21 protein-coding genes and 1 pseudogene are annotated in these 22294 nt (G+C 65.5%); 8 read left to right on the forward strand and 14 right to left on the reverse strand.

The annotated features are described in order from the left end of the window. The 4 genes from BM125_RS00580 to surE form a co-directional block, all read right to left on the reverse strand. The gene (locus tag BM125_RS00580) at positions 1-858 is read right to left on the reverse strand and encodes a peptidoglycan DD-metalloendopeptidase family protein (RefSeq protein ID WP_175497789.1); all 858 of its coding nucleotides are present in this window, start codon (positions 856-858) and stop codon (positions 1-3) included. Between the two features lie 54 nt (positions 859-912). Continuing rightward, positions 913-1518, reverse strand: a complete 606-nt coding sequence (locus BM125_RS00585) for a YqaA family protein (RefSeq protein ID WP_092403942.1) — start codon at positions 1516-1518, stop codon at positions 913-915. A gap of 25 nt (positions 1519-1543) precedes the next feature. Next, positions 1544-2176, reverse strand: coding sequence for a protein-L-isoaspartate(D-aspartate) O-methyltransferase (locus BM125_RS00590; RefSeq protein ID WP_092404132.1), 633 nt, complete (start codon positions 2174-2176; stop codon positions 1544-1546). A gap of 82 nt (positions 2177-2258) precedes the next feature. Then, positions 2259-3032, reverse strand: a complete 774-nt coding sequence (surE, locus tag BM125_RS00595; protein WP_092403943.1) for a 5'/3'-nucleotidase SurE — start codon at positions 3030-3032, stop codon at positions 2259-2261. A 238-nt stretch (positions 3033-3270) separates the two neighbouring features. On the opposite strand from surE, the gene BM125_RS00600 reads away from it, so the two are divergent. After that, the gene (locus BM125_RS00600) at positions 3271-3858 is read left to right on the forward strand and encodes a Smr/MutS family protein (RefSeq protein ID WP_245778734.1); all 588 of its coding nucleotides are present in this window, start codon (positions 3271-3273) and stop codon (positions 3856-3858) included. On the opposite strand, the gene BM125_RS00605 is transcribed toward BM125_RS00600, so the two are convergent. From BM125_RS00605 to BM125_RS00640, 8 genes and pseudogenes are all read right to left on the reverse strand, one after another. Further along, positions 3859-4077: a hypothetical protein gene (locus tag BM125_RS00605; RefSeq protein WP_139224791.1), complete on the reverse strand. Its 219-nt coding sequence runs from the start codon at positions 4075-4077 to the stop codon at positions 3859-3861. Positions 4078-4213: 136 nt separating this feature from the next. Continuing rightward, on the reverse strand, positions 4214-5248 hold the full coding sequence (gene truD / locus BM125_RS00610; protein WP_092403946.1) for a tRNA pseudouridine(13) synthase TruD: 1035 nt from the start codon (positions 5246-5248) through the stop codon (positions 4214-4216). Positions 5249-5328: 80 nt separating this feature from the next. Further along, a pseudogene (gene ispF, locus BM125_RS00615) lies at positions 5329-5796 on the reverse strand (2-C-methyl-D-erythritol 2,4-cyclodiphosphate synthase); the annotation flags it as partial. An 83-nt stretch (positions 5797-5879) separates the two neighbouring features. Beyond that, complete coding sequence (gene ispD / locus BM125_RS00620) at positions 5880-6584, reverse strand: 2-C-methyl-D-erythritol 4-phosphate cytidylyltransferase (protein WP_092403948.1); 705 nt, start codon at positions 6582-6584, stop codon at positions 5880-5882. After that, a complete protein-coding gene (gene ftsB / locus BM125_RS00625; protein WP_092403949.1) occupies positions 6571-6879 on the reverse strand; it encodes a cell division protein FtsB in 309 nt (102 codons plus the stop codon). The genes ispD and ftsB overlap by 14 nt, the downstream gene beginning before the upstream one ends. 27 nt (positions 6880-6906) lie before the next feature. Beyond that, entirely contained in the window at positions 6907-8202 is a 1296-nt protein-coding gene (gene eno, locus BM125_RS00630; protein WP_092403950.1) for a phosphopyruvate hydratase, read from the reverse strand. A gap of 65 nt (positions 8203-8267) precedes the next feature. Then, positions 8268-9098 carry a 3-deoxy-8-phosphooctulonate synthase gene (gene kdsA, locus BM125_RS00635; RefSeq protein ID WP_092403951.1) on the reverse strand — a complete coding sequence of 277 codons (831 nt, stop codon included), beginning with the start codon at positions 9096-9098 and terminating at the stop codon, positions 8268-8270. Continuing rightward, positions 9095-10774, reverse strand: a complete 1680-nt coding sequence (locus BM125_RS00640) for a CTP synthase (protein ID WP_092403952.1) — start codon at positions 10772-10774, stop codon at positions 9095-9097. Before BM125_RS00640 ends, kdsA begins: the two co-directional genes overlap by 4 nt. Positions 10775-11032: 258 nt before the next feature. Between BM125_RS00640 and BM125_RS00645 the strand changes: the two genes are divergently transcribed. The 7 genes from BM125_RS00645 (at position 11033) to BM125_RS00675 (ending at position 19978) form a co-directional block, all read left to right on the forward strand. After that, positions 11033-11713 (forward strand): methylamine utilization protein, encoded by a 681-nt coding sequence (locus BM125_RS00645; RefSeq protein ID WP_139224792.1) that lies wholly within the window; start codon positions 11033-11035, stop codon positions 11711-11713. After that, positions 11706-14069, forward strand: coding sequence for a putative bifunctional diguanylate cyclase/phosphodiesterase (locus BM125_RS00650; RefSeq protein ID WP_092403954.1), 2364 nt, complete (start codon positions 11706-11708; stop codon positions 14067-14069). The genes BM125_RS00645 and BM125_RS00650 overlap by 8 nt, the downstream gene beginning before the upstream one ends. An 83-nt stretch (positions 14070-14152) precedes the next feature. Next, a complete protein-coding gene (locus BM125_RS00655; RefSeq protein ID WP_092404133.1) occupies positions 14153-14953 on the forward strand; it encodes a DUF3034 family protein in 801 nt (266 codons plus the stop codon). Beyond that, entirely contained in the window at positions 14950-15390 is a 441-nt protein-coding gene (locus BM125_RS00660; protein ID WP_217647777.1) for a group I truncated hemoglobin, read from the forward strand. Before BM125_RS00655 ends, BM125_RS00660 begins: the two co-directional genes overlap by 4 nt. A 168-nt stretch (positions 15391-15558) precedes the next feature. Next, positions 15559-17460, forward strand: coding sequence for a DNA topoisomerase IV subunit B (parE, locus tag BM125_RS00665; protein ID WP_092403955.1), 1902 nt, complete (start codon positions 15559-15561; stop codon positions 17458-17460). A gap of 416 nt (positions 17461-17876) precedes the next feature. Further along, entirely contained in the window at positions 17877-18734 is an 858-nt protein-coding gene (locus tag BM125_RS00670) for a hypothetical protein (protein WP_092403956.1), read from the forward strand. Positions 18735-18745: 11 nt separating this feature from the next. After that, positions 18746-19978 carry a DUF4785 domain-containing protein gene (locus BM125_RS00675; protein WP_092403957.1) on the forward strand — a complete coding sequence of 411 codons (1233 nt, stop codon included), beginning with the start codon at positions 18746-18748 and terminating at the stop codon, positions 19976-19978. A gap of 82 nt (positions 19979-20060) precedes the next feature. Here the strand turns inward: BM125_RS00675 and BM125_RS00680 are convergent, their stop codons facing one another. Both BM125_RS00680 and BM125_RS00685 read right to left on the reverse strand, forming a co-directional pair. Next, the gene (locus BM125_RS00680) at positions 20061-21299 is read right to left on the reverse strand and encodes a cation:proton antiporter (protein WP_092403958.1); all 1239 of its coding nucleotides are present in this window, start codon (positions 21297-21299) and stop codon (positions 20061-20063) included. A gap of 107 nt (positions 21300-21406) precedes the next feature. After that, positions 21407-22207: a hypothetical protein gene (locus BM125_RS00685; protein ID WP_092403959.1), complete on the reverse strand. Its 801-nt coding sequence runs from the start codon at positions 22205-22207 to the stop codon at positions 21407-21409. Positions 22208-22294: the final 87 nt, after the last annotated feature.

The following is a 22294-nucleotide window of genomic DNA, read 5'->3' on the forward strand; positions in this document are numbered from 1 at the left end:
TCATCGCGATGGCAGGTAGGCCAGCGGATCGACGGGCTTGCCGTTCCTGCGGATTTCGAAATGCAACATGTCCCTGCTCGCGCTCGACGAACCCATTTCGGCGATCTGCTGGCCAACCTTGATGCGATCGCCCTCCTGGACCAGGCGGCGCCGGTTGTGGCCGTATGCGGACAGCATCGTGCTGTTGTGCTTGATGATGATGAGTTCGCCGTAGCCGATCAGGCCGTTGCCGCTGTACACGACCACGCCGTCGGCGGCCGCCCGTACCGGATCCCCCGACTTGCCGGTGATGTTGATGCCCTGTCGGGTCGGGTCGCCGGGAACGAAGCCGCCATCGCGTGGACCGTCGGCAGGCCAGCGCCAGACCATGCCGGCGCTCGGCACCGCATTGACGGCCTCGCTTGCCGGTGGCGGCACCGATGGCGCGGGCCGCGAGGAAACACTGGCAGACTCGGTCGCAACCGCTGTCGCCGGCACGGTCGCTGACCCGCCGCCCGATCGCAGCGGCGGCGTGGACGACCTGGTTGCGGATTGCGCCCGGGATTCCCGCGCTGGCTTGCTGACTGACGCTACGGCAGGTTTGCGGCCAGCTCGCGCTCGCCGGTCCAGCCGGATGACCTGATCGACATAGATCGTATAGGGCGGGTCGATGCCGTTGGCGCTGGCCAAGTCGCGATAGTCGAGCCCGTTGCGGAAGGCGATGCTGTAGAGCGTGTCACCACGCCGCACCCGGTAGCTACCGGCCGCCAGCCGCGACGCGCTGGGGCCCGTGACGTGGCCGCGGCGCGAGTGGCCGCCGATGCTGCGATCCTCGACCGGAGCGGGCGGCGTCGAGGCGCAGCCTGCAAGGATCAGCACGGAGCCCGCAAAACACACCCGGACAATTGTCTTTATTCTTATGATATCAATCACTTAGCGTACAAATTTGAAATACAGTATGGCTATGGCCAACACCGCGAGCAGGCCCCAGCCGATCCATTCGATCCAGCGATGCAGCGCAGCCTCCGCGCGCGGCCCGGCCAGGCGAATGACCCCGGCCAGCAAGTAGACGCGCTTGCCGCGACCGACAATCATGCTCGCCACGAAGGGTAGCAGCGGCACGCCGACGATGCCTGAGGCCCAGGTGAATATCTTCAGTGGAATCGGCAGGAAACCGGCGGCGACGAGAATCCAGAATGCGGCCCACGGACTGTGCGCGGCGATCTCGCTCAACTCGGCGACCTGACGGTCGATGCGTTCCATCCAGCCGAGCGACTCGAACAGGGGCCTCGCCCAGGCAAATGCGTAGTGCCCGAGCGCATAGCCGACGAGGGCGCCGATCACCGAAAAGACGAGGCTGATCGAGGCCAGCCGGGCCCATCGTCGCGGACGCGCCAGCACCATCGGACCGAGCATCACTTCCGGCATGACCGGAAAGATGATCGCCTCGACGAAACTCAGGCCTGCCAGCAGGGGCTCGGCGCGCGGATGCACCGACCATTGCAGGGCCTTTTCGTAGAGTGGCTTGAACAGCTTCATTCGCGGGCCACCGCGATTTCGGGGTTCAAGCGACACCGCCGAGCAAGGGAACGAAGCTCACCGGCGCCAGCGTCTCGCGTTGCCACCCTTCGGCTCCAGCCCGTACCCGCAAAAGCTCCTGGCGACCCGGCGGACCGACCGGCGCGACCAGGACGCCCGCGGGCGCGAGTTGGCCGAGCAGCGCGTCTTCGAGCTCGGCACCCGCGGCGGTGACCATGATCGCATCGAACGGCGCCTCGTCCGGCCAGCCGAGCCGACCATCGTCGTGTCGCGAGCGGATGTTGCCCAGGCCGAGCTTGCGGAATCGCCGGCGCGCATTGCGCAGAAGCTCATCGATGCGTTCGACCGTATAGACCTGCTCGACCAGCGAGGCCAGCACGGCGCACTGGTAACCGGACCCGGTACCGACTTCGAGGACGCGTCGCGGCAGTGCATGTTCGATCAGCACTTCGGTCATGCGCGCAACGACGTAGGGCTGCGAAATGGTCTGCCCCTGTCCGATCGGCAGCGCAGTGTCTTCGTAGGCGCGCGTGGCCAGCGCCTCGTCGATGAACAGGTGCCGCGGCAACTGGCGAAGAACGTCGAGCACGCGACGGTCGCGAATGCCCTCGGCGACGAGTCGCTCGATCAGTCGGTCGCGCGCGCGTTGCGAAGTCATGCCGAGACCGCGTGCCTCGGGCAATTGGCGGGCAAAGCGGCTCAAGCGAAGCTCTCCGGGAAGGGGGGGATGGACAGTCGATTCATGCGGCGTGGCTTTCCATGCTCAACGAACCCACCCAGCCGCCGACTTTTTCGAGGGCCTGGTAACGGGTCAGGTCGACGTGGATCGGGGTGATCGATACATAGCCTTCGCGGACGGCGAGAAAGTCCGTGCCGGGGCCATCGTCCTCGGCCTCGCCCGGTGGACCGATCCAGTACATCGGCCGCCCGCGCGGGTCATCCTGCTTGATGCAGCCGGCCGCGCGATGGCGGCGGCCGAGCCGTGCCACCGAGAATCCGCGGATCTCGGACCAGGGCAGGTCCGGCACATTGACGTTGAGGATCGTGTCCGCGGGTAACGGGTCGACCAGCAGCTTGCGCATGAGCTGCATGACGGCCATGGCCGCCGAATCGTAGTGCACGCCCTTGTGGTCGACCGTCACCAGCGAGACCGCAATCGCGGGCAATCCGAGGAAACGCCCCTCCATGGCTGCCGACACGGTGCCCGAATAGATCACGTCGTCGCCGAGGTTGGCCGCCGAGTTGATGCCGGAAACAACGATATGGGGTTCATGTTCTAGCAGGCCGGATAGCGCCAGGTGCACGCAATCCGTCGGCGTTCCGGCCACCTGGTAACGATTCTCCCCGAGCCGCTTGACGCGAATCGGCTGATCGAGGGTCAACGAGTTGCTGGCCCCGGACCGGTCGCGGTCGGGAGCCACCACGACGACCTCGCCGACGGCGGCCAGATGCCTGGCCAGTACCAGTATGCCCGGTGCGTCGACGCCATCGTCGTTGCTGACCAGAACGCGCATGAGCTGCTTCCTGCGAAAGGACTGTGCAGGCGCCCCGGAACGCGTAGCACGCAGAGAGGGGAGCCCGGGGCGAATGAGAATGCCAGAGCATACCGGATTCGCCCCCGAGGCTGAACGAGCGAAGGCCTGCATTCGGGGTACGACGCTGCGCCACCAGGCGCCAAAAACCCGGCCCCCCGGCCGCGTGGTTGCCTCGAACTTGCACTCATGCAATCGTTCGCGCATGAGGATTCGCCAGTTGCGAGACGCCACCAGGCAGCGGCAGAAATCGGCAAAGCGAGCCACGCCGGATTCGGCCGGCGCAGACGAGGCCGGCACACTTTTTCGTCAGGCCATCGGCGAGGTGCGCCCGCTGGCGCGCAACGAGGAAACGGCGACGGAAGCGCGCAAGCCGGTCCCGCAGGCACGCCAGTTCGAGATCGACGAAGCGGCCGTGCGCGAGGAATTGCTGAGCGGCCCGTTCGATCCCGGCTCAATCGAAATGGGCGACGAAATCCTCTACCTCAAGCCCGGCCATCCGGCACGCCTGCTCAAGCAGCTCAGGCGCGGACACTTCAGCATCCAGGCCGAGATTGATCTGCACCAGATGTCGGTCGCGGTGGCCCGAGCGGCGGTCGCCGGATTCATCGACGAAGCGATTCGCCATCGCGAATATTGCGTGAGGATCGTGCACGGAAAAGGCCTGCGCTCGGCCGCACGAGGCCCCGTGGTCAAGCGTATGACCGAACAGCTCCTGCGCCGACGCAACGACGTCGTCGCCTTTGCCTCGGCGCTTCCCGCGCAGGGCGGGACCGGTGCGGTCCTCGTCCTGCTCCAGCGTGACTGATCAGTCGTCGATGCCGCTGTCGGCCGGGACCCGCTTGGTCGGCGGATTGACCCAGGTCACCCTCACACCGGTCTGCCGGCTGACGTGATTGACCGCGTCGACATATTCCGTGTCGACGACGAACTTTTCCTCTTTGACGAACCGGCTGCCGCCATTGCTGGCGCATCCGGCGAGGACGAGAATGAAAACTGCTGTGGCGGGAACCATCAATCGTTTCATGCCTCTCTCCAGTGGCTGACCGGAACCGGCCACGCGGCCGATCCCCAGACTGGCCCCTTGCTCCGGATGCTGACGGCACCCGCGCTTCAAGGCCCTTACCGTAGACGCGACAGGGCGACGATCCGTCGCAACCCCCTCATCCGGACGAACCGGAAGCAACGCTGGCGTAGGCGCAGAGTTCGCGTACCACCGAGGTCGCGAAGGCCCCTGACGGCAAGGTGAACTCGAGCAACAGGGAACGGTCCTCCGCCCAGGAATGGCGCAGACCCTCCGCGCGAAGGCGCAATGAGCGCCGCTCCTGGCGCAGGCCCTCGCCCGCAAGGCCTTGCGCCAGCGTCGGATCCGAGGCGGCGACGGCCTCTTCCAGTTCGGCGACTTGCGCTGCGCTGCGCAGTTCGCCGCGTCCCCACAGCGGCCCGGTCGGATCGATGTCGAATTCCAGAAGGCGCTGCAGCAGTATGTCATCGAGGGGCTGCGGTCCGAATATCGAATGGCTGCCGGCGAGCATCCAGACCTCACCGTCGAGGGCGCGGTTCCACGAGCCTGCGCTGACGCGCTGGTCGAGCGCCCGGTTGAACAGATGGGATCGAGCCGCCGAGAGGGCGAATGCACGCTGGCTGCGATGCATCCGCGCACCCGAGAACAGGGCCCGCGCCGCGCGCAGATTTTCACCGCCGCGACCGAAACGCTGTTCGCCGAAATAGTTCGGCACGCCGTGCGCCGCGATCGCGCCGAGGCGACGGTCGGTTTCCGCGCGCGAGCCCTGCACCTCGTGCAGCCGAATCCGGAAACGGTTGCCGGCATGTACGCCGCGTTTGAGCTTGCGCGAATGCCGGCGTGCTTCGAGCACGCGAACATCTTGGACCTGCAGCGCGCTCCAATCCGGATCGGCACGGCCCGGCAACTGCACGGAAAACGCCTGGCGGGTCAACGCATGCCGGTCCTTGAGACCGGAAAAGCCGACCGCGAGCGGGGCCACGCCAGCGAAGGCGGCCAGCTGACGAGCCACCCATTCGGTGTTCGCCTCGCGCTTCTCGATCCAGAGCAGTGCATGCTCGCCATGGCCGTCCGCCTCGAATCCGAGGATCTCCTCGACTTCGAAATCCTCGGGGCTGACGCGCAGCCGGCCGCTCAGCGGCGGCCCGCCGTGGGCGAAGGCCAGTTCCGTCATTTCAGCGGGTCCAGATCCAGCTCGGCCATCAGGGTGCGCAGTTCGGGATTCTCCGGAATCACCGCAGCAGACTTGCCGCGCCGCTGCAGGAGCACCACGGCCTGGGCCGCGATACCCTCGCCGCGGCCGGTGAAGCCGAGCTTTTCGGTGGTGGTCGCCTTGATGTTGACCTCCTGCCGGCCGCAGCCGAGGTCGGCACAGAGATTGGTGCGCATCGCTTCGGCATGCGGACCGATGCGCGGCGTCTCGCAGATCACCGTCAGGTCGGCATTGGCCAGTTGGTAGCCGTTCTCGATCATCAGGCCTGCGCAGTGCAGCAGGAAGTGGCGGCTGCTGACATTTCGCCAGCGTTCGTCGCTCGGCGGGAAATGCCGGCCGATGTCGCCGAGCGCAAGGGCGCCGAGGATCGCGTCGCAAAGCGCGTGGATGACCACATCTCCATCGGAGTGGGCAAGCAGTCCCTGCGTATGCGGAATGCTGACGCCGCCGAGCACGACATGGGTGCCGGGCCCGAAGGCGTGGACGTCGAATCCCTGGCCGATGCGCATGCTGTCCTGTCCGGATCGATGAAGCCGGCAGAATACGACGACTGGGCCGCACAGGCACGCACGGTCGCCGCTTCCAGGCGGCCTCAGTCGACCCCGCGCAACAGCAGGAACTCGATCTGCGCCCGATCCGCCTGCGTGGTCAGCTTGAGGTTGTCGTCACGGCCCTCGACCAGCAAGGGCCTGAACCCGGCCCGCTCCATGGCCATGGCCTCGTCGCTGACCACGATACCCGCGATCGCAGCCGATTCCAGCGCCGAATCGAGCTCAGCGCGGCGGAACATCTGCGGCGTGAACGCGCGCCAGCGCGACTCGCGCGACTCGGTGGCGGCGACCCGGCCCGATGCGTCGGCGCGCTTGAGCGTGTCGCGCACCGGCGCAGCCAGCAGTCCGCCACCGGCCGGCGAGGCCCGTTCGATCAGCGCATCGATGTCGGCGTGCCGGACGCAGGGCCTCGCGGCATCGTGGACGAGCACGAAATCTTCCGCGGCGACGCTGTCCGGCAGGGCCCGCAATCCGGCCAGGACTGAATCGGAGCGCTGCCCCCCGCCCATCGCGGTCAGAACGGTCTTGCTGGCAAAGGGGCCCAGGCCGGGCCAAAAGTCGTCATCGCCGGCAAGCACGACCAGGACACCCGCGATGCGCGGGTGCGCGAGCAGCCGTTCGATAGTCCATTGCAGGACCGGTTTGCCGGCGATCAGCGTGTACTGCTTGGGTCGGTCTGCGCCGAACCGACTACCGCTTCCGGCGGCCGGAACCACGCACCACAAGCCATGCTCAACGGTCGCCATCTGGCTTCCGGACCGGGTCTGGCGGCTCCACGACCTGGTAGAACTGCTCGCCGGGCTTGACCAGGCCGAGTTCGGAACGGGCGCGCTCCTCGATCGCCTCGTCGCCATCCTTGAGATTGGCCACTTCGGCGGCCAGGGCGTCGTTGCGTGCCTTGAGCGCCTCGTTTTCGTGCTTCTGGTCGGCGACGCTCTTTTCCAGTCGCCAGACCTCGGCCATGCCGCCCTGCCCGACCCAGAGCTTCACCTCCAGAGCGATCAGCAGGATCAGGAGCAACAAGGCCACATAGCGCAGCATGGCGGGGTTTCTAGCCTGCCGTCACGATCAGGACCCGAAACCCGGAAGATTCGGGAATGCCTTGCGACCGGCATAGCAGGCGCCGGCGCCAAGCGCTTCCTCGATACGCAGCAACTGGTTGTACTTGGCAACCCGGTCGGAGCGGCACAGCGAACCGGTCTTGATCTGGGTTGCCGCCGTGGCCACCGAAAGATCGGCGATCGTGGTGTCCTCGGTCTCGCCCGAACGATGCGAGATGATCGACGCGTAGTTCGCCGCCTCGGCCATGCCGATCGCATCGAGCGTCTCGGTCAGGGTGCCGATCTGATTGACCTTGATCAGGATCGCATTGGCGATGTGCTTGTCGATGCCCTCGCGGAAGATTGCCGTATTGGTCACGAACAGGTCGTCGCCGACCAGCTGCACGGACTTGCCGAGCTTCTCGGTCAGCTTCTTCCAGCCATCCCAGTCACCTTCGGCCATGCCGTCCTCGATCGTGAGGATCGGGTACTTCGCGCACCAGCCGGCATAGAACTCGATCAGTTGTTCCGGGCTCAGTACCTTGCCTTCGCCATCGAGATGGTAGGCGCCGTCGCGGAAGAACTCGGAACTGGCCACGTCGAGACCGAGCCAGATCTCCTTGCCGATCGCATAGCCGGCCTTGTGCACGGCTTCGAGGATGGTCTCGATCGCTTCCTCGTTGGATTTCAGGTTCGGCGCGAAACCGCCCTCATCGCCCACCGCCGTCGACAGGCCGCGCCCCTTCAGCACCGACTTCAGTGCATGGAAGATCTCGGTACCGGCGCGCAAGGATTCGGCGAAGTTCGGCAGGCCGACCGGCAGGACCATGAACTCCTGCATGTCGACGTTGTTGTCGGCGTGCGCGCCGCCATTGACGATGTTCATCATTGGCACCGGCAGCTGCGGTGTACGATCACCTGCGAGGTGCTTCCACAACGGAAGCTTGCGCGAGGCGGCCACCGCATGCGCATTGGCCATCGACACGCCGAGCAGCGCGTTGGCGCCGAGCCGGCCCTTGTTCGGCGAGCCATCGAGCGCGATCAACTTCTCGTCGAGGCCGCGCTGGTCGAGCGCGTCGAAACCCTTCAGGGCATCGGCGATCGTCGTATTGACGTTGGCGACGGCCTTGCGCACACCCTTGCCGAGATAACGCGCCTTGTCGCCATCGCGCAATTCGACCGCCTCGCGTGAACCGGTCGAGGCGCCGGACGGGACCATGGCGCGTCCGAACGATCCATCCGCCAGGGTAACCTCGGCTTCGAGGGTCGGGTTGCCGCGGGAATCGAGGATCTCGCGGGCATGGATACTGGAAATCGTGCTCATGTCAGTCGAACAACTCCGTCAATCTTGAAAATGGCGAACCTCGGTTGCGCCTGATCCCGCGGGACTCAGGTCGCTGCCGGACCCGGAAATTGCTTGGCGACGCGATCGAGCTGCAGCAGCGTCTCGAGAAGTTCAGCCATCCTGCCGAGCGGCCACGCATTCGGCCCGTCGCTGAGCGCCTTGTCGGGATCGGGATGGGTTTCCATGAAGATGCCGGCGATGCCGACCGCGACCGCCGCGCGCGCGAGCACCGGCACGAATTCACGCTGGCCGCCGGACTTGCCGCCGGCGCCGCCCGGAAGCTGGACCGAATGGGTGGCATCGAAGACGACCGGACAGCCGGTATCGCGCATGACGGCGAGCGAGCGCATGTCGGAGACGAGGTTGTTGTAGCCGAAGCTGGCGCCGCGTTCGCAGACCATGAGCTGCGTATTGCCCGTCGTCTTCGCCTTGTCGGTGACGTGCTTCATCTCCCACGGCGAGAGGAACTGGCCCTTCTTGATGTTGACCGGGCGGCCGACGCTGCAGGCCTTGAGGATGAAATCGGTCTGCCGGCACAAAAAGGCCGGCGTCTGCAATACATCGACGACCTCGGCGACTTCCTCCATCGGCGTGTATTCGTGCACGTCGGTCAGCACCGGCACGCCGATCTGGCGCTTGACCTCGGCGAGGATGCGCAGGCCTTCCTCGATGCCCGGACCGCGATGGCCGCTGATCGAGGTGCGGTTGGCCTTGTCGAAGCTCGACTTGTAGATGAACGGGATGCCGAGCCGCGCGGTCATTTCCTTGAGCTGGCCAGCCGTATCGAGGGCGAGCTGTTCGGATTCGATGACGCAGGGACCGGCAATCAGGAAAAGGGGTTGGTCGAGACCGACTTCAAAATCGCAAAGATTCACGCGGTAGCTCCGATCCTGGCCGCGACGGGGGTGTCGGCGGCTGGCGCCTCGCGCACGGCCCTGAATTCACGCGCGGCACGAATGAAGCCGACGAACAACGGGTGGCCGTCGCGCGGCGTCGAGGTGAACTCGGGATGGGCCTGGCAAGCCAGGAACCACGGATGGTTGGCCAGCTCGACCATTTCCACGAGCAGGTCGTCCATCGACTTGCCGGAAATGACGAGGCCGAGATCCTCGAGCTTCTGCCGGTAGCGATTGTTGAACTCGTAACGATGGCGGTGGCGTTCGCGGACCACGTCCTGCCCGTACAGCTCGCGGGCCAGGGTTCCCGCCTTGAGTCGGCATTCCTGCGCACCGAGGCGCATGGTGCCGCCGAGGTCGGAGCTCTCGTCGCGCTTTTCGACGTCACCGCTGCTGGTCGTCCACTCGGTGATCAGGGCGATCACCGGATCCTTGCAGGCGCGATCGTTCTCGCTCGAATTGGCGCTTTCCAGGCCGGCCACGTTGCGCGCGAACTCGACCACCGCCGCATGCATGCCGTAACAAATGCCGAAGTACGGCACGCGGTTCTCGCGGGCGTAGCGCGCCGCGGCGATCTTGCCTTCGAAGCCGCGCTTGCCGAAGCCGCCCGGCACGAGGATGCCATCGACATCCTTCAGCGCATCGCCGCCGCGGCGCTCGACTTCCTCGGACTCGACCCAGCGCAGGTTGACCCGCGTGTGCTGCTTGAGGCCGCCATGGCGCAGCGCCTCGCCGAGCGACTTGTAGGCGTCCTTGTGCTCGACGTATTTGCCGACGATGGCGATGCTGACCTCGTCCTTGGGATGCTCGATCGCTTCGACAGCCGCCTTCCACTCGGAAAGATCGGCCGGCTTGGCCTTGAAGTTGAGGCGATCGAGGACGATGTCGTCGAGGCCCTGCTGGTGCAGCCACAGTGGCAGGCGGTAAATGATGTCGACATCGATCGCGCTGATCACGGCGCGTTCCGGTACGTTGGTGAACAGGGCGATCTTGCGCCGGTCCGACTGCGGCAGCGGCTGTTCGCAGCGGCATAGCAGGACGTCGGCCTGGATGCCGATCGAGCGCAGCTCCTTGACCGAATGCTGGGTCGGCTTGGTCTTGATTTCGCCGGCGGCCTTGATGAACGGGACCAGGGTCAGGTGCATGAACATCGACATTTCCGGCCCGTGCTCGATGCGGATCTGGCGGATCGCCTCGAGGAAGGGCAGCGACTCGATGTCGCCGACCGTGCCGCCGATCTCGACCAGGGCTACATCGAAACCACTGGTCGCCTCATAGATGCGGTGTTTCATCTCGTCGGTGATGTGCGGGATCACCTGCACCGTAGCGCCGAGGTAGTCGCCGCGGCGCTCCTTGGCGATCACGCTCTCGTATATCTTGCCGGTGGTGATCGAGTTCTTGCCGGTCAGGCGGGTGCGCATGAAGCGCTCGTAGTGGCCGAGATCGAGGTCGGTCTCGGCGCCGTCGTCGGTCACATAGACTTCGCCGTGTTGGAACGGGCTCATCGTGCCCGGATCGACGTTGATGTACGGATCGAGCTTCATCATCGTCACGCGCAGGCCGCGCGCTTCGAGGATGGCCGCCAGCGACGCGGCGGCGATGCCCTTGCCAAGCGAGGACACCACGCCTCCGGTCACGAAAATCAGGGGGGTCATGGAGAGCAATCCGCAGGAAAACCGTATTCTACCGGCTTACGCCGACTGCCGCGAGGGTCCGTTGGGTCGACCCTGGCGGCAGCGCGTGGATGTCCAGGTCGGCTCCGCGACGGCAGGAAACCCCGCATCGGCCGGCCTGGCCGGAATCCTGCATCCCATGATCGGTCTGCACCGTATACGCCAAGGCAGAGCTCGCCACGGCCCGTGGTGTGCCCATCGCTTGCCGCACTTGCAAACGCAACGGGAGATTCCGGCTGCATGAACACAATCCGTCTGATGCTGGTCCTGCCGCTTGTTCTCGTGGCCATCGCGGCCCGGGCCGGATCCTTCGAGGCTGCGGTCGTCGACGGCGACGGCGCCGCCCTGGCGGATGCCGTGGTCTGGCTGGTCCCGACCCGGGCCATGCCGGCAGCGACGGGCAAGGCGACCAGCGCCAGCATGGACCAGCGCGGTCTGCAGTTCGTGCCGCATGTGCTGGTCGTCCAGCGCGGCAGCGCGGTCTCGTTTCCCAACAGCGACCAGGTGCGGCATCATGTCTATTCGTTTTCCCCGGCGAGGAAATTCGAACTGCGCCTGTACAAGTCCATCCCGGCCGAACCGGTGGTATTCGACAAGACCGGGATCGCCACCCTGGGCTGCAATATCCATGACTGGATGCTTGGCTATGTCGTGGTCGTCGACACGCCCCTGTTTGCAAAGACGGACGAAACCGGACACCTCAAGATCAGCGACGTACCGGCCGGCGAGTACCGGCTCGAACTGTGGCACCCTCGCGATCTGGATGCCGGCACCGACCGCAGCGAAATGATCCGGATCGACGGACCCGCGCCAACGCGGACGTTCATGATCAGGACCCGCCCGCCATCGCCGACCACGGCGCCGACCGAGCTCGAGCAGAAGTTCCGCGCCTACCGCAAGACGCCGCCCGGCGATGCGTAGCTTCCGCACCCGCCTGATCCTGCTCCTGCTGGCCCTGGTCGGCGTCATCCAGTTTCCGACATTCGTCGCGGTCTATTTCGCGACCCGCGGCAATGCGCTCGACCAGGCCGACCAGCGCCTCGACGTCGGCGCGCGCGTTTTCCAGCGCCTGCTGGCCAGTCGCGAGGCCCAGTTGCGCGATGCCGTTCGCGTCATCGCCGCCGATTTCGGCTTTCGCGAAGCGGTCGCCACCGGGGACGAGGCGACCGTGCAGTCGGTCCTGTTCAACCATGGCGCCCGCATCAATGCCGGATTCGCGGTGACCCTGGACCTGAAGGGGCAGATCAACACCAGCACGATCGATCTGCACGCGATGCCCGGGCAATCCCCGTTTTCCAGCCTGTTTGCCCGAGCCGACCGCGAGGGCGTGGTCAGCACGGTCGACCGCAGCGGCGCCGAGCCCTACCAGATCGTGCTCGCTCCGGTGCGGGCGCCGCAGCGCATCGGCTGGGTAGGCATGGGCTTCGGAATGGACCAGGCCCTGGCCGCGGAATTCAAGGCATTGACCGGGCTCGAGGTTACCTTTGCCACCACCGATGCGACCGATCGCGTGCATCTTTATTCAACCCTGGCCAGCCCGTTGCAGGAGGCCCTCGCCTCGACGCTCGGGCCGGTCGGGTCCGCCAGCGCGCGCTCCACGACCCTGCACCTGCTCGGCGACGACTACCTGACCCATGTCGTTCCGCTCGGCGACTCGACCGGCGTCGAGGCCATCCTGCAGACGCCAGAGGCCGAGGTGCTCAAGCCCTATGCCATCCTCAACCGGCAGTTGCTGGTCATTTCGACCCTCTCCTTCCTGGCCTCCCTGGTCGGTGCCTGGCTGCTGGCCCGCGGCGTGACGCGCCCTGTCCAGGAACTCGCCGATGCCGCCAACCGGGTCGAGCGCGGCGATTACCTCGGAACCTTGGCGAACACCCGCAGGGATGAATTCGGCCAGCTTGCGAGGGCCTTCGACGGCATGCAGCGCGGCATTGCCGAGCGCGAGCAACGCATCTCGCATCTTGCCTATCACGATGCCCTGACCGGCCTGCCGAACCGAATCAGCATCGATCGGCTGCTGGCGCAATTGCTGGCCGACCCGTCGGCGCGGAATGTTCCCTTCGCGGTCCTGATGATCGACATCAACCGCTTCAAGGAAATCAACGACACCCTCGGACATCCGATCGGCGACCGCCTGCTGGTCAATATCGGCCAGCGCATGCGCGCCATGGTTCGCGACCAGGATGTCGTCGCCCGCCTTGGCGGCGACGAGTTTCTCGTCCTCCTGCCGGATGCCGACAAGTCACTGGCGGGCGAACTGGCGGGCGCCATCGTTGCCGCGGTCACCGAGCCGGTCCAGCTCGATTCGATGAAGCTGTATCCGGAAATAAGCCTGGGCATCGCGCTCTATCCGACCCACGCCGACACGGCGGAAGACCTGCTGCGACGCGCCGACATCGCCATGTACGATTCCAAGCAGGCCCAGGTCGCCATCTCGTTCTACAGCAGCGGCCGCGATGCCCTGCATCTGCGTCGGCTCTCGCTGATCAATGATCTACGCCGGGCCACCGAGAACAACCAGTTGTCGGTCTGTTACCAACCGAAGATGACCCTGGACGACGAACGCATCGCGCACGTCGAGGCGCTCGTGCGCTGGCAGCATCCGGTCGAAGGGCCGATTTCCCCGGACGAATTCATACCGCTCGCCGAGCATGCTGGCAGCATCCGCCAGATCACGCGCTGGATGTTGCGCACGGTCATTCGCCAATGCCGGGCCTGGCGGGACCTGGGGCACGACATCGGCGTGTCGATCAACATCTCGGCCATGGATCTTGCCTCCGGCGACCTGCCTGCGAACGTGCGCGCCCTGCTCGACGAGTTCGCCATCGCGGCCGATCGCGTGGTCCTCGAAGTCACCGAAAGCGCCGTCATGCGCGACTCGGCGATTGCCCTCGACATGCTCGGGCGCCTCAAGGAGTGCGGGGTGAGGCTGGCGATCGATGACTTCGGAACAGGATATTCGTCGCTGTCCCATCTCAAGCGCATGCCGGTCGACGAACTGAAGATCGACAAGTCGTTCGTCATCGGCATGGCCGACGACAGCAACGATGCGACGATCGTCCGCGCCACGATCGAACTCGGCCACAGCATGGGACTCTTGGTGGTTGCCGAGGGCGTCGAGAACTCGCGATCCTTGCGCATGCTCGCGGACTATCGCTGCGACATGGCCCAGGGATATCTGATCAGTCGACCGTTGCCGGCGGCGGAATTGACCGCGATGCTTGTTTCTCACAATGCCATGCTGGCGTTCCGACCACGTACCCCGGTGGCGCCTTGAATCGCCACAGCAGGCGTCGACGGCGCAGGATCCTGCCAATCGCGTTGCTGGCGCTGGCCGCTGCCTTGCCCGGCCCCGACGGCATGGCGGCGGATGGCCGACTCCTTGCCAGCGGCGGCGCCACCCAACTCGAGGGCAGCGCGGGCGGCGGCATCGTGCCCTGGGCCGTTCTTGCCGGTTATGCGACCCGCGACGAGATCGGCGCAACGAGCTACCTGACCCGGGTTGAGGTCAGCGACTACGCGCTCGACAGCTGGGGCGCTGCACTGAACATCCGCAATCGGCTCGAGCTTTCACTGTCCCGACAGCGCTTTCATCTCGGCACACTCGGTGACCTGCTCGGCATGCCGGGCGCCTCGATCCGCCAGAATGCGCTGGGCATCAAGCTGCGCGTCAGCGGCGATGTCATCTATTCGACGTGGCCACAGATTGCCGTCGGCGCGCAGCTCAAGAAGAACCTCGATTTTTCCATTCCTTCAGCAGCTGGCGCGCGCAGGGACAGCGGCACCGATCTCTATGTGGCCGCCACCAAGGTCTTTCTCGGGGCCGCAGGCGGATACCATCTGCTGGTCAACACGACCCTGCGCTCGAGTTCGGCCAACCAGCTCGGCATTCTCGGCTTTGGCGGCGACCGCGGCGGCCGCCGACTGCTGGGCGAATTCTCCGCCGCCGTGCTGCCTGATCCGACCCTGGCCATCGGCTTCGAGTATCGCCAGAAGCCCGACAACCTCGGGTTTGCCCGCGAGGACGCCTTCAGCGACCTGTTCGTCGCCTGGTTCCCGAACAAGCGCTTCTCGGCGGTGGCGGCCTATGCCGATCTCGGCTCGGTGGCGAGCTTCGGCAACCAGCGCGGCTGGTACCTGTCCGTGCAGGCAAACCTGTGACCGCCCACCTGCGCGCGCCGGCCTGGATCGGGCTGGGCATGGCCCTGCTGCTCGGCGCCTGCGCGTCCACGCCACGTGCCACCGGATCGCTTTACGCCCAGTTTGGCGAAACCGCCGGCCTCAGCGCGCTGGTCGACAGCCTGCTCGAGCGCTTCGCCGATGATCCCCGGATCGCGCCGAAATTCGCCAACACCAACATCCCGCGCTTTCGCAGGCTGTTCGTCGAACACCTTTGCGTGATCCTCGACGGGCCATGTACCTATACGGGCGACGACATGCGCGAGGTGCATACCGGGCTCGACATCAGCGAGGCGCAGTTCAATGCGGTCGTCGAGCACCTGATCGATGCCATGCAGGCCCAGGACATCCCGCAGACCGCGCAGAACCGACTCATTGCAAGACTTGCTCCGATGCGCAAGGACATCATCTATCACTGAGTACTGCGCGCGCCGACCGCGCCGCGAGTGCAATGTCCATGTCTTTCGGGGAAGGATCGACCTGTTCCCGGGTTACCGGTATTCCGTTCCGCGCCCCGACAGGCCGCTTGCCAGTTTTGACCGATCCGGCCACCATGCGCGGTCTTTGGCTCCTTTCCGCAGCACGCAATGAGCAGTCGCTACAACGCAGCAGACATCGAGGTCCTATCGGGTCTCGATCCGGTCAAGCGCCGTCCCGGCATGTACACCGACACGACGCGGCCGAACCATCTGGTCCAGGAGGTCGTCGACAATTCGGTCGACGAGGCCCTTGCCGGCCATGCCCGGTCGATCGAGGTCATCGTCCATGCCGATGGCTCGGTTTCGGTCAGCGACGATGGCCGCGGCATGCCGGTCGACATCCATCCCGAGGAGGGCATCCCCGGGGTCGAGCTGATCCTGACCCGGTTGCACGCCGGCGGCAAGTTCTCGAACAAGAACTACCAGTTTTCCGGCGGCCTGCACGGCGTCGGCGTCTCGGTCGTCAACGCGCTCTCAACCCGGGTCGAGGTGTCGATTCGCCGTGATGGCCAGATCCACCGCATGGAATTCAGGGACGGCGACCGCACCAGCCCCCTGAGCGTGGTCGGCAGCGTTCCCAAAAAACAGACCGGTACGACGGTACGCTTCTGGCCCGACCCGAAATACTTCGACTCGCCGAAGATCCTGCTCGGCAAGCTCAAGCACGTTCTGCGCGCCAAGGCCGTACTCTGCGCCGGACTCAATGTCAGGCTGACCGACGAAGCCAGCGCCGAGGACATCGCCTGGCACTACGAAGACGGTCTGCGCGACTACCTGCGCTCGATGCTCGGCGACAATGAACGCCTGCCGGTCGATCCCTACATCGGTTCGCAGCAGCGCGAAAAGAGTGCCGTCGATTTCGCCATCACCTGGTTGCCGGAAGGCGAGCTGACCCAGGAAAGCTACGTCAACCTGATCCCGACCGCGCAGGGCGGCACCCACGTCAACGGCCTGCGCACGGGCCTGACCGAAGCGCTGCGCGAATTCTGCGATTTCCGCAACCTGCTGCCGCGCGGGGTCAAGCTCGCGCCCGAGGATGTCTGGGACCGGCTCTGCTTCGTGCTCTCGCTGCGCATGCAGGAACCCCAGTTCTCCGGCCAGACCAAGGAGCGTCTGTCCTCGCGCGATGCGGCCGGCCTCGTCCAGGGTGCGGCGCACGACGGCTTCTCGTTGTACCTCAACCAGCATGTCGAGATCGGCGAGAAGATCGCCCAGCTCGCGATCGAACGCGCGGCCCTGCGCCTGAAGGCCGAAAAGCAGATCGTGCGCAAGAAGATCACCCAGGGCCCCGCCCTGCCCGGCAAGCTCGCCGACTGCGCATCGAGCGACCTTTCGCGCACCGAACTGTTCCTCGTCGAAGGCGATTCCGCCGGTGGCTCGGCACGCCAGGCACGCGACAAGGATTTCCAGGCGATCCTGCCGCTGCGCGGCAAGATCCTGAATACCTGGGAAGTCGAATCGGGCAGCGTGCTGGCCTCGCAGGAAGTCCACGACCTCGCTGTAGCCATCGGCTGCGACCCGGGCAAGAACGACATCGGCGGGTTGCGCTACGGCAAGATCTGCATCCTCGCCGACGCGGATTCCGACGGCCTGCATATCGCCACCCTGCTGTCGGCATTGTTCATCAAGCACTTCCCGGCCCTGGTTCGGGAAGGACACGTCTTCGTCGCCATGCCGCCGTTGTTTCGCGTCGATGTCGGCAAGCAGATGTTCTATTGCCTCGACGAGTCCGAGCGCGACGCCGTGCTCGAGCGCATCGAGCGGGAAAAGATCCGCGGCAGCGTCAGCGTGACCCGCTTCAAGGGCCTCGGCGAGATGAACCCGAGCCAGTTGCGTGAGTCGACGATCAACCCCGATACGCGACGCCTCGTCCAGCTCACGGTCGGCGCCCCCGAAGACGGTGACGATGGCACAAGCCGGATCATGGACATGCTGCTGTCGAAGAAGCGCGCCGCCGACCGCAAGAGCTGGCTCGAGGAAAAGGGCGACCTCGCCTCGCTCGAGGTCTGACCCCACCAAGCGCGCACGTCGCCCGGCACTGCTGTAGCACTGGCGCAGTCCCCGCATTGAGCTGCATTTGCTGCGCGGCACCAGCGTGCCGCGCCAGGCCTGCGGCCCGGCCACTCTTCTCCACTGGCAATTTCCCACCCGAACCGTTGTCCGACGACACGATCAGTTTGTGCGTGCGCAGCAAATCCTCACTTGGTATCGAACATCGTTTTGAATCAAACGCATGTTTGACGCCCGCCCATTTGTGGACTATGTTCGCAGCGCGTCGGGTCGCTCCGGGAGGGGATGCGTTCAGGACGCAAGCTGACGTATCCGCTCCGCCGTGCCCAGTGCCGGCAAGGACGCCGTACCCGCTGGTGCATGCCGGGGTCCAACCGCAGTCCGCCACCTGAGCGGCCTGCCTCGGGAGGATTCACATGATCCGTTCTGTACTTGTGTTCATGCTCGCACTGTGCGGCGCATCCGCGTTCGCCGCCGGTGCCGGAACCGGCGTGGCCTTCGTCCACGGCACCGGAAGCCAGTCCGACGCCTACAACGACTACTGGCAGGCGCCGATGGTCAACAGCGTTCGCCAGGGGCTCGTCGACCCGGCCAACTACACCGTCATCAATTGCGACTTCGAGCAATACATGTGGGACAGCCGCGCGGCGGGCTGCCTGGCCACGCAGCTGACCAGCTTCATCAACAGCAGGAACATCACCGACCTCGTCGTCATCACCCATTCCAATGGCGGCAACGTGATGCGCTGGATCCTGTCGAACCCGACCTGGGACAGCCGCTACCCCAACATCATCAGCAAGATCCGCTGGGTCAATGCACTGGCGCCTTCCAGCGCAGGCACGCCACTCGCCGACGCGGTCATCAGCGGCAATGTATTCGAGTCGGTACTCGGCTGGCTGCTAGGCTACAAGAGTGACGCCGTGCGCATGCAGCAGGTCAGCTGGATGGCCTACTACAACCAGAACTACCTGCTCGGCACGAGTGGCCGACCGTCCCTGCCGAAGGGCTTCTGGAACGTGGTCGGCACCGACGTCAGCTCCGGCATCTTCAGCTCGAACGCCTACTGCGGCGGCTACGCCCAGCAGGTCGGTCTCGAGATCACGCAGAACTGGCTCGCCAGCTGCTCCGATGGATTCCTCGACTGCACGAGCCAGCAGGCGGCGGGCACCTTGTGGTTCAAGGACATCAGCGCTCTCGGCGGCAAGGTGCTTTCGCACAACCAGAGCCGGCGCGCCTGCTTCGGACTCGAGACCATCCTTCGCAACGATCTCTGAGGAGCACTTCGATGAAACTTCACCTGACTTCACTGATCGTTGCGATGCTGCTGGCCACGTCGGCGGCGCAGGCAGCCTCCGCTCCCATGGCCCTGTTGCCGGCCCTCGCCACTGACCAGGTTCCGACTCGCCTGCAGACGACCGCGCCGGCCCGGATGTCGACGACCACGCTCGAGCACGCGCCGGCGACGATGTCCTGGGCGGTCGACCCGGCGACCCCGCTGGATGCCCGGCCGACACCGTTCGTACAGTCGAGCCGCGAATACTGGATCGACGCCAGCGCCGAACAACTGCAACGCGGACTCGAGCTCACGACCAGCGCCAATGGCGCCGTGCTCCGGCTCAGCCCGCATGCCGGCAATCGCGGCACGATCGATCCGTCGACGCTGAGCTTCCGCATCGACGGCAAGCTCGTGACCAGCACCGAAGCGATTCGCTCGGCGGCGGACGAGGACGCCTTGCGCGCCGCCGGCATGGACGTTCCCCAAGGCAGCGTCGTGTTCAAGATGGCCGACGGCGTCGGGCATGGGACGATAGAACTGATCGCACCGCGTGCCAGCGGCGCCTACCTCGTCCATGTGTTCGAACCAGCGAGCTCGATCGTGCTGACCTTGCACGCCGATCGAGACACGGTCATTGCCGGCGAAGCCTTCGTGGTCCGCGCCATGATCGCGGGTGGAGCCCGACTCGACCGGCTCAGCGGCCTGCTCAGCGCACCGGATGGCCACGTCCAGGACGTTCGCTTCGAACGCCAGGCCGACGGCGCTTTCGAGGCGCGCGTGCGGCCGGACCCGGCCCATGCGGGAGGATTCGGCCTGTGGGAGATCCATGCCTTCGGCAACGCGAAATCGGGCCAGCTCGGCATCGCGCGTGACGCCCGCGACGCATTCGCGGTCAGCGTCGCGACTGCGCGCCTCGACGGCGCGATCGAGCGCGTTCCGGGTTCAGGCAAGGATGCCGACGTGCAATTGCGAATCGGCATTGAAAGCGCCGTGGCCAGTCGCTACCAGCTTGCCGGCGTGCTCTACGGCACGCGAGCCGATGGCCGTCTGGCGCCCGTCGCCATTGCCCATGCGGCAAGCTGGATCGCCGCCGGCAACGGCACGATCGACCTGCACTTCGACGCCGGCGCCGTGCAGCAGGCCGGGGTCGGCGCACCGTTCGAGCTGCGTGATCTGCGCCTGATCAACCAGGCCGACATGAGCCTGGTGGAGCGACGCGAGCGGGCGGCCGTGTTGCGCTGAGGCCAAGCCACCCTGATGCTGAAACGACGGGCCCGGCATTACGCCGGGCCCGTCGCTGCCGGCGCGGGTATTCGACGCCGGGTCAGTCGGCTGCGCGCACCGCCCGGCGCGCCACCTTGCCGATGCTCAGGCCCTGACCGAGGATAGAGAACACGACCACGGCATAGGTCAACGCGAGCACGATATTGCGTTCCTCGCCCAGCGGCAGCGACAGGGCCAGCGCGACCGAAATGCCGCCACGCAAGCCGCCCCAGGTCAGCACCTGCCAAGAACCCCTGGGCAATCTGAAGCGGCTATTGAACAGCGCGACCGGCGTACCGACCGCGAGCAGGCGAGCGAGCAGCGTGATCAGGACGGTGCCGATCGCGGCAACGGCGATGTTCGGGGAATACGGAATGACCAGGGCTTCCATGCCGATCAATACGAACAGCACCGAGTTGAGAATCTCGTCCAGCAATTCCCAGAACATGTCCAGGTGGGCACGGGTCTTGTCGGACATCGCCAGCGCGCGGCCATGGTTGCCGATAACCAGACCAGCGACGACCATCGCCAGTGGCCCCGAAACGTGCAGATGAGTGGCCAGCAGGTAACCGCCGAGCACGGCAGCCAGGGTCAGCAGGACTTCTTCCTTGTAGCTGTCGATGCTCTTGAGCAGGCGATAGGTGACGTAGCCAAGGACGAGGCCGTAGGCGATGCCTCCGCCGGCCTCCTGCAACAGCAGCAGCCCTGTCTGCCCGGCCGTGGGCGCCTCACCCAGGGCGATTGTGCCGAGCAGCAGCGAGAACAGGACCACACCGACGCCATCGTTGAACAGCGATTCGCCGGAGATGACCAGTTCAAGATTCTTCGGCGCCTTCGCCGATTTCAGGATTCCCATGACCGCGATCGGATCGGTCGGCGATATCAGCGCACCGAACACCAGGCAATGGAGAAATCCCAATTCAACGCCGACCAGGGGCAGGAAAATCCACAGCGAGCATGCGACGATCACGGTCGAAGCGACCGTACCGAGAACGGCGAGCAGTCCGACCTGCCAGCGGTAGGCGCGCAGTTCGCTCAGGTCGACGTGCATGGCCCCGGCGAACAGCAGCACCGAAAGCATGCCCTGCATCAGCACATCGGAAAAATCGATCGATTCGAGCAGGGATACTTCGTAGTCATGCAGGCTGCTGAATCCGATCCGGTCCAGGCCAATCAGGGACAACGAAAGCACCAGGGCAATCGCCATCACGCCGATCGTGGTCGGCAAGCGGACGAAACGATGGTTGAGGTAGGCCAGCAGGGCCGTGACGACGAGAAAGATGACGGCAATATTGAACATGCTATGACCTCGGCGCGCTGGATTCGGCACGCTTCAGCGCAAGAATCAGGCATAAAAAAACCGGGAGCCAAGGCTCCCGGTTTCAATCTTACGCTTTCAGGTTCGAATCAGCGGCGTGCGCGGCGACGCAGGCCGAACATGCCGAGCAGCGCCAGACCGCCTGCGGCGAGCAGGGCACTCCACTGGCTCAGGGTCGGCAGCTCTCGTGCCGGCTCGGCCGGGACGCCGCCACCGCCAGCGGTTCCGACGATCTGGAACAGGAAGTCCGGATTGGTACCGCCACCGACACCGCAGGTGGTCATGGCGGTGAACGTCGTGCAACCGGAGGCGAAACCGTCACCCGGATTGCGCCAGACGGCCGGGCTGTTGCTCTGGATCGTGCGGTTCGACCAGAACAACTGGCCGTTGCTGGCGAAATCAACGTCGACGGTCGCTGCGACCCAGTAGGTGCCGGCGCCGAGGGCACAGGACGTCGGCAGAGTAATGGTCGTTCCGCCGGCCGTGACATCGGCTGCGGCGCTCGGGTACGAACAGGTCGCGGTGCCGCCCGGCACGCCGCCGGCATCCGGATAGATGTTGACCGCCGCGGTGGTAGTCAGCGGCGTTGTGATTGTGGTCACGAGATTGACCTGGGTGACCGTCCAGCCGCTGGCCGGAACGACGAAGTCATCGGCGCCCTCGGAGTCGTAGGCGTCATAGGAGGCTTCGAAATTCTGTGCCGGCGCGCCGTTTCCGGAAGCCGAATCCGTCTGATCGTAAAGCACGATCGCGGCGCCGTTCGGAGCGGGAAAATTCGGCTGCACCGCGACACCGGCATGGCTGGCCTGCGGCACTGCCGCGCCGGCGGTGGACATGGCGAAAACGGCCGCAGCGATGCTGCCGGCGAGCAAACTCTTGCTATATGACATGAATTACCCCAATCAGAAAGGAATGGACCGCGGTACCGGTTTGCGGCGCGCACTCGATGGATGCTCGCACAGCAGCGCTGGAAGTTA

Origin of the sequence: Dokdonella immobilis (assembly GCF_900115085.1) — a bacterium.
GTDB lineage: Bacteria > Pseudomonadota > Gammaproteobacteria > Xanthomonadales > Rhodanobacteraceae > Dokdonella > Dokdonella immobilis.

What these genes read in the sequence shown, in the direction of transcription:
- surE (WP_092403943.1), bottom strand. Translation starts at nt 3,032, where the DNA reads ATGCGCGTTCTGGTCAGCAACGACGATGGCGTCGACGCACCGGGCATA.
- ftsB (WP_092403949.1), bottom strand. Translation starts at nt 6,879, where the DNA reads ATGCTGCGCTATGTGGCCTTGTTGCTCCTGATCCTGCTGATCGCTCTG.
- truD (WP_092403946.1), bottom strand. Translation starts at nt 5,248, where the DNA reads ATGACGGAACTGGCCTTCGCCCACGGCGGGCCGCCGCTGAGCGGCCGG.
- BM125_RS00670 (WP_092403956.1), top strand. Translation starts at nt 17,877, where the DNA reads ATGATCCGTTCTGTACTTGTGTTCATGCTCGCACTGTGCGGCGCATCC.
- BM125_RS00640 (WP_092403952.1), bottom strand. Translation starts at nt 10,774, where the DNA reads ATGACCCCCCTGATTTTCGTGACCGGAGGCGTGGTGTCCTCGCTTGGC.
- BM125_RS00650 (WP_092403954.1), top strand. Translation starts at nt 11,706, where the DNA reads ATGCGTAGCTTCCGCACCCGCCTGATCCTGCTCCTGCTGGCCCTGGTC.
- BM125_RS00685 (WP_092403959.1), bottom strand. Translation starts at nt 22,207, where the DNA reads ATGTCATATAGCAAGAGTTTGCTCGCCGGCAGCATCGCTGCGGCCGTT.
- BM125_RS00675 (WP_092403957.1), top strand. Translation starts at nt 18,746, where the DNA reads ATGAAACTTCACCTGACTTCACTGATCGTTGCGATGCTGCTGGCCACG.
- parE (WP_092403955.1), top strand. Translation starts at nt 15,559, where the DNA reads ATGAGCAGTCGCTACAACGCAGCAGACATCGAGGTCCTATCGGGTCTC.
- ispD (WP_092403948.1), bottom strand. Translation starts at nt 6,584, where the DNA reads ATGGCGACCGTTGAGCATGGCTTGTGGTGCGTGGTTCCGGCCGCCGGA.
- BM125_RS00680 (WP_092403958.1), bottom strand. Translation starts at nt 21,299, where the DNA reads ATGTTCAATATTGCCGTCATCTTTCTCGTCGTCACGGCCCTGCTGGCC.
- BM125_RS00645 (WP_139224792.1), top strand. Translation starts at nt 11,033, where the DNA reads ATGAACACAATCCGTCTGATGCTGGTCCTGCCGCTTGTTCTCGTGGCC.
- BM125_RS00585 (WP_092403942.1), bottom strand. Translation starts at nt 1,518, where the DNA reads ATGAAGCTGTTCAAGCCACTCTACGAAAAGGCCCTGCAATGGTCGGTG.
- eno (WP_092403950.1), bottom strand. Translation starts at nt 8,202, where the DNA reads ATGAGCACGATTTCCAGTATCCATGCCCGCGAGATCCTCGATTCCCGC.
- BM125_RS00590 (WP_092404132.1), bottom strand. Translation starts at nt 2,176, where the DNA reads ATGACTTCGCAACGCGCGCGCGACCGACTGATCGAGCGACTCGTCGCC.
- BM125_RS00605 (WP_139224791.1), bottom strand. Translation starts at nt 4,077, where the DNA reads ATGAAACGATTGATGGTTCCCGCCACAGCAGTTTTCATTCTCGTCCTC.
- BM125_RS00655 (WP_092404133.1), top strand. Translation starts at nt 14,153, where the DNA reads ATGGCGGCGGATGGCCGACTCCTTGCCAGCGGCGGCGCCACCCAACTC.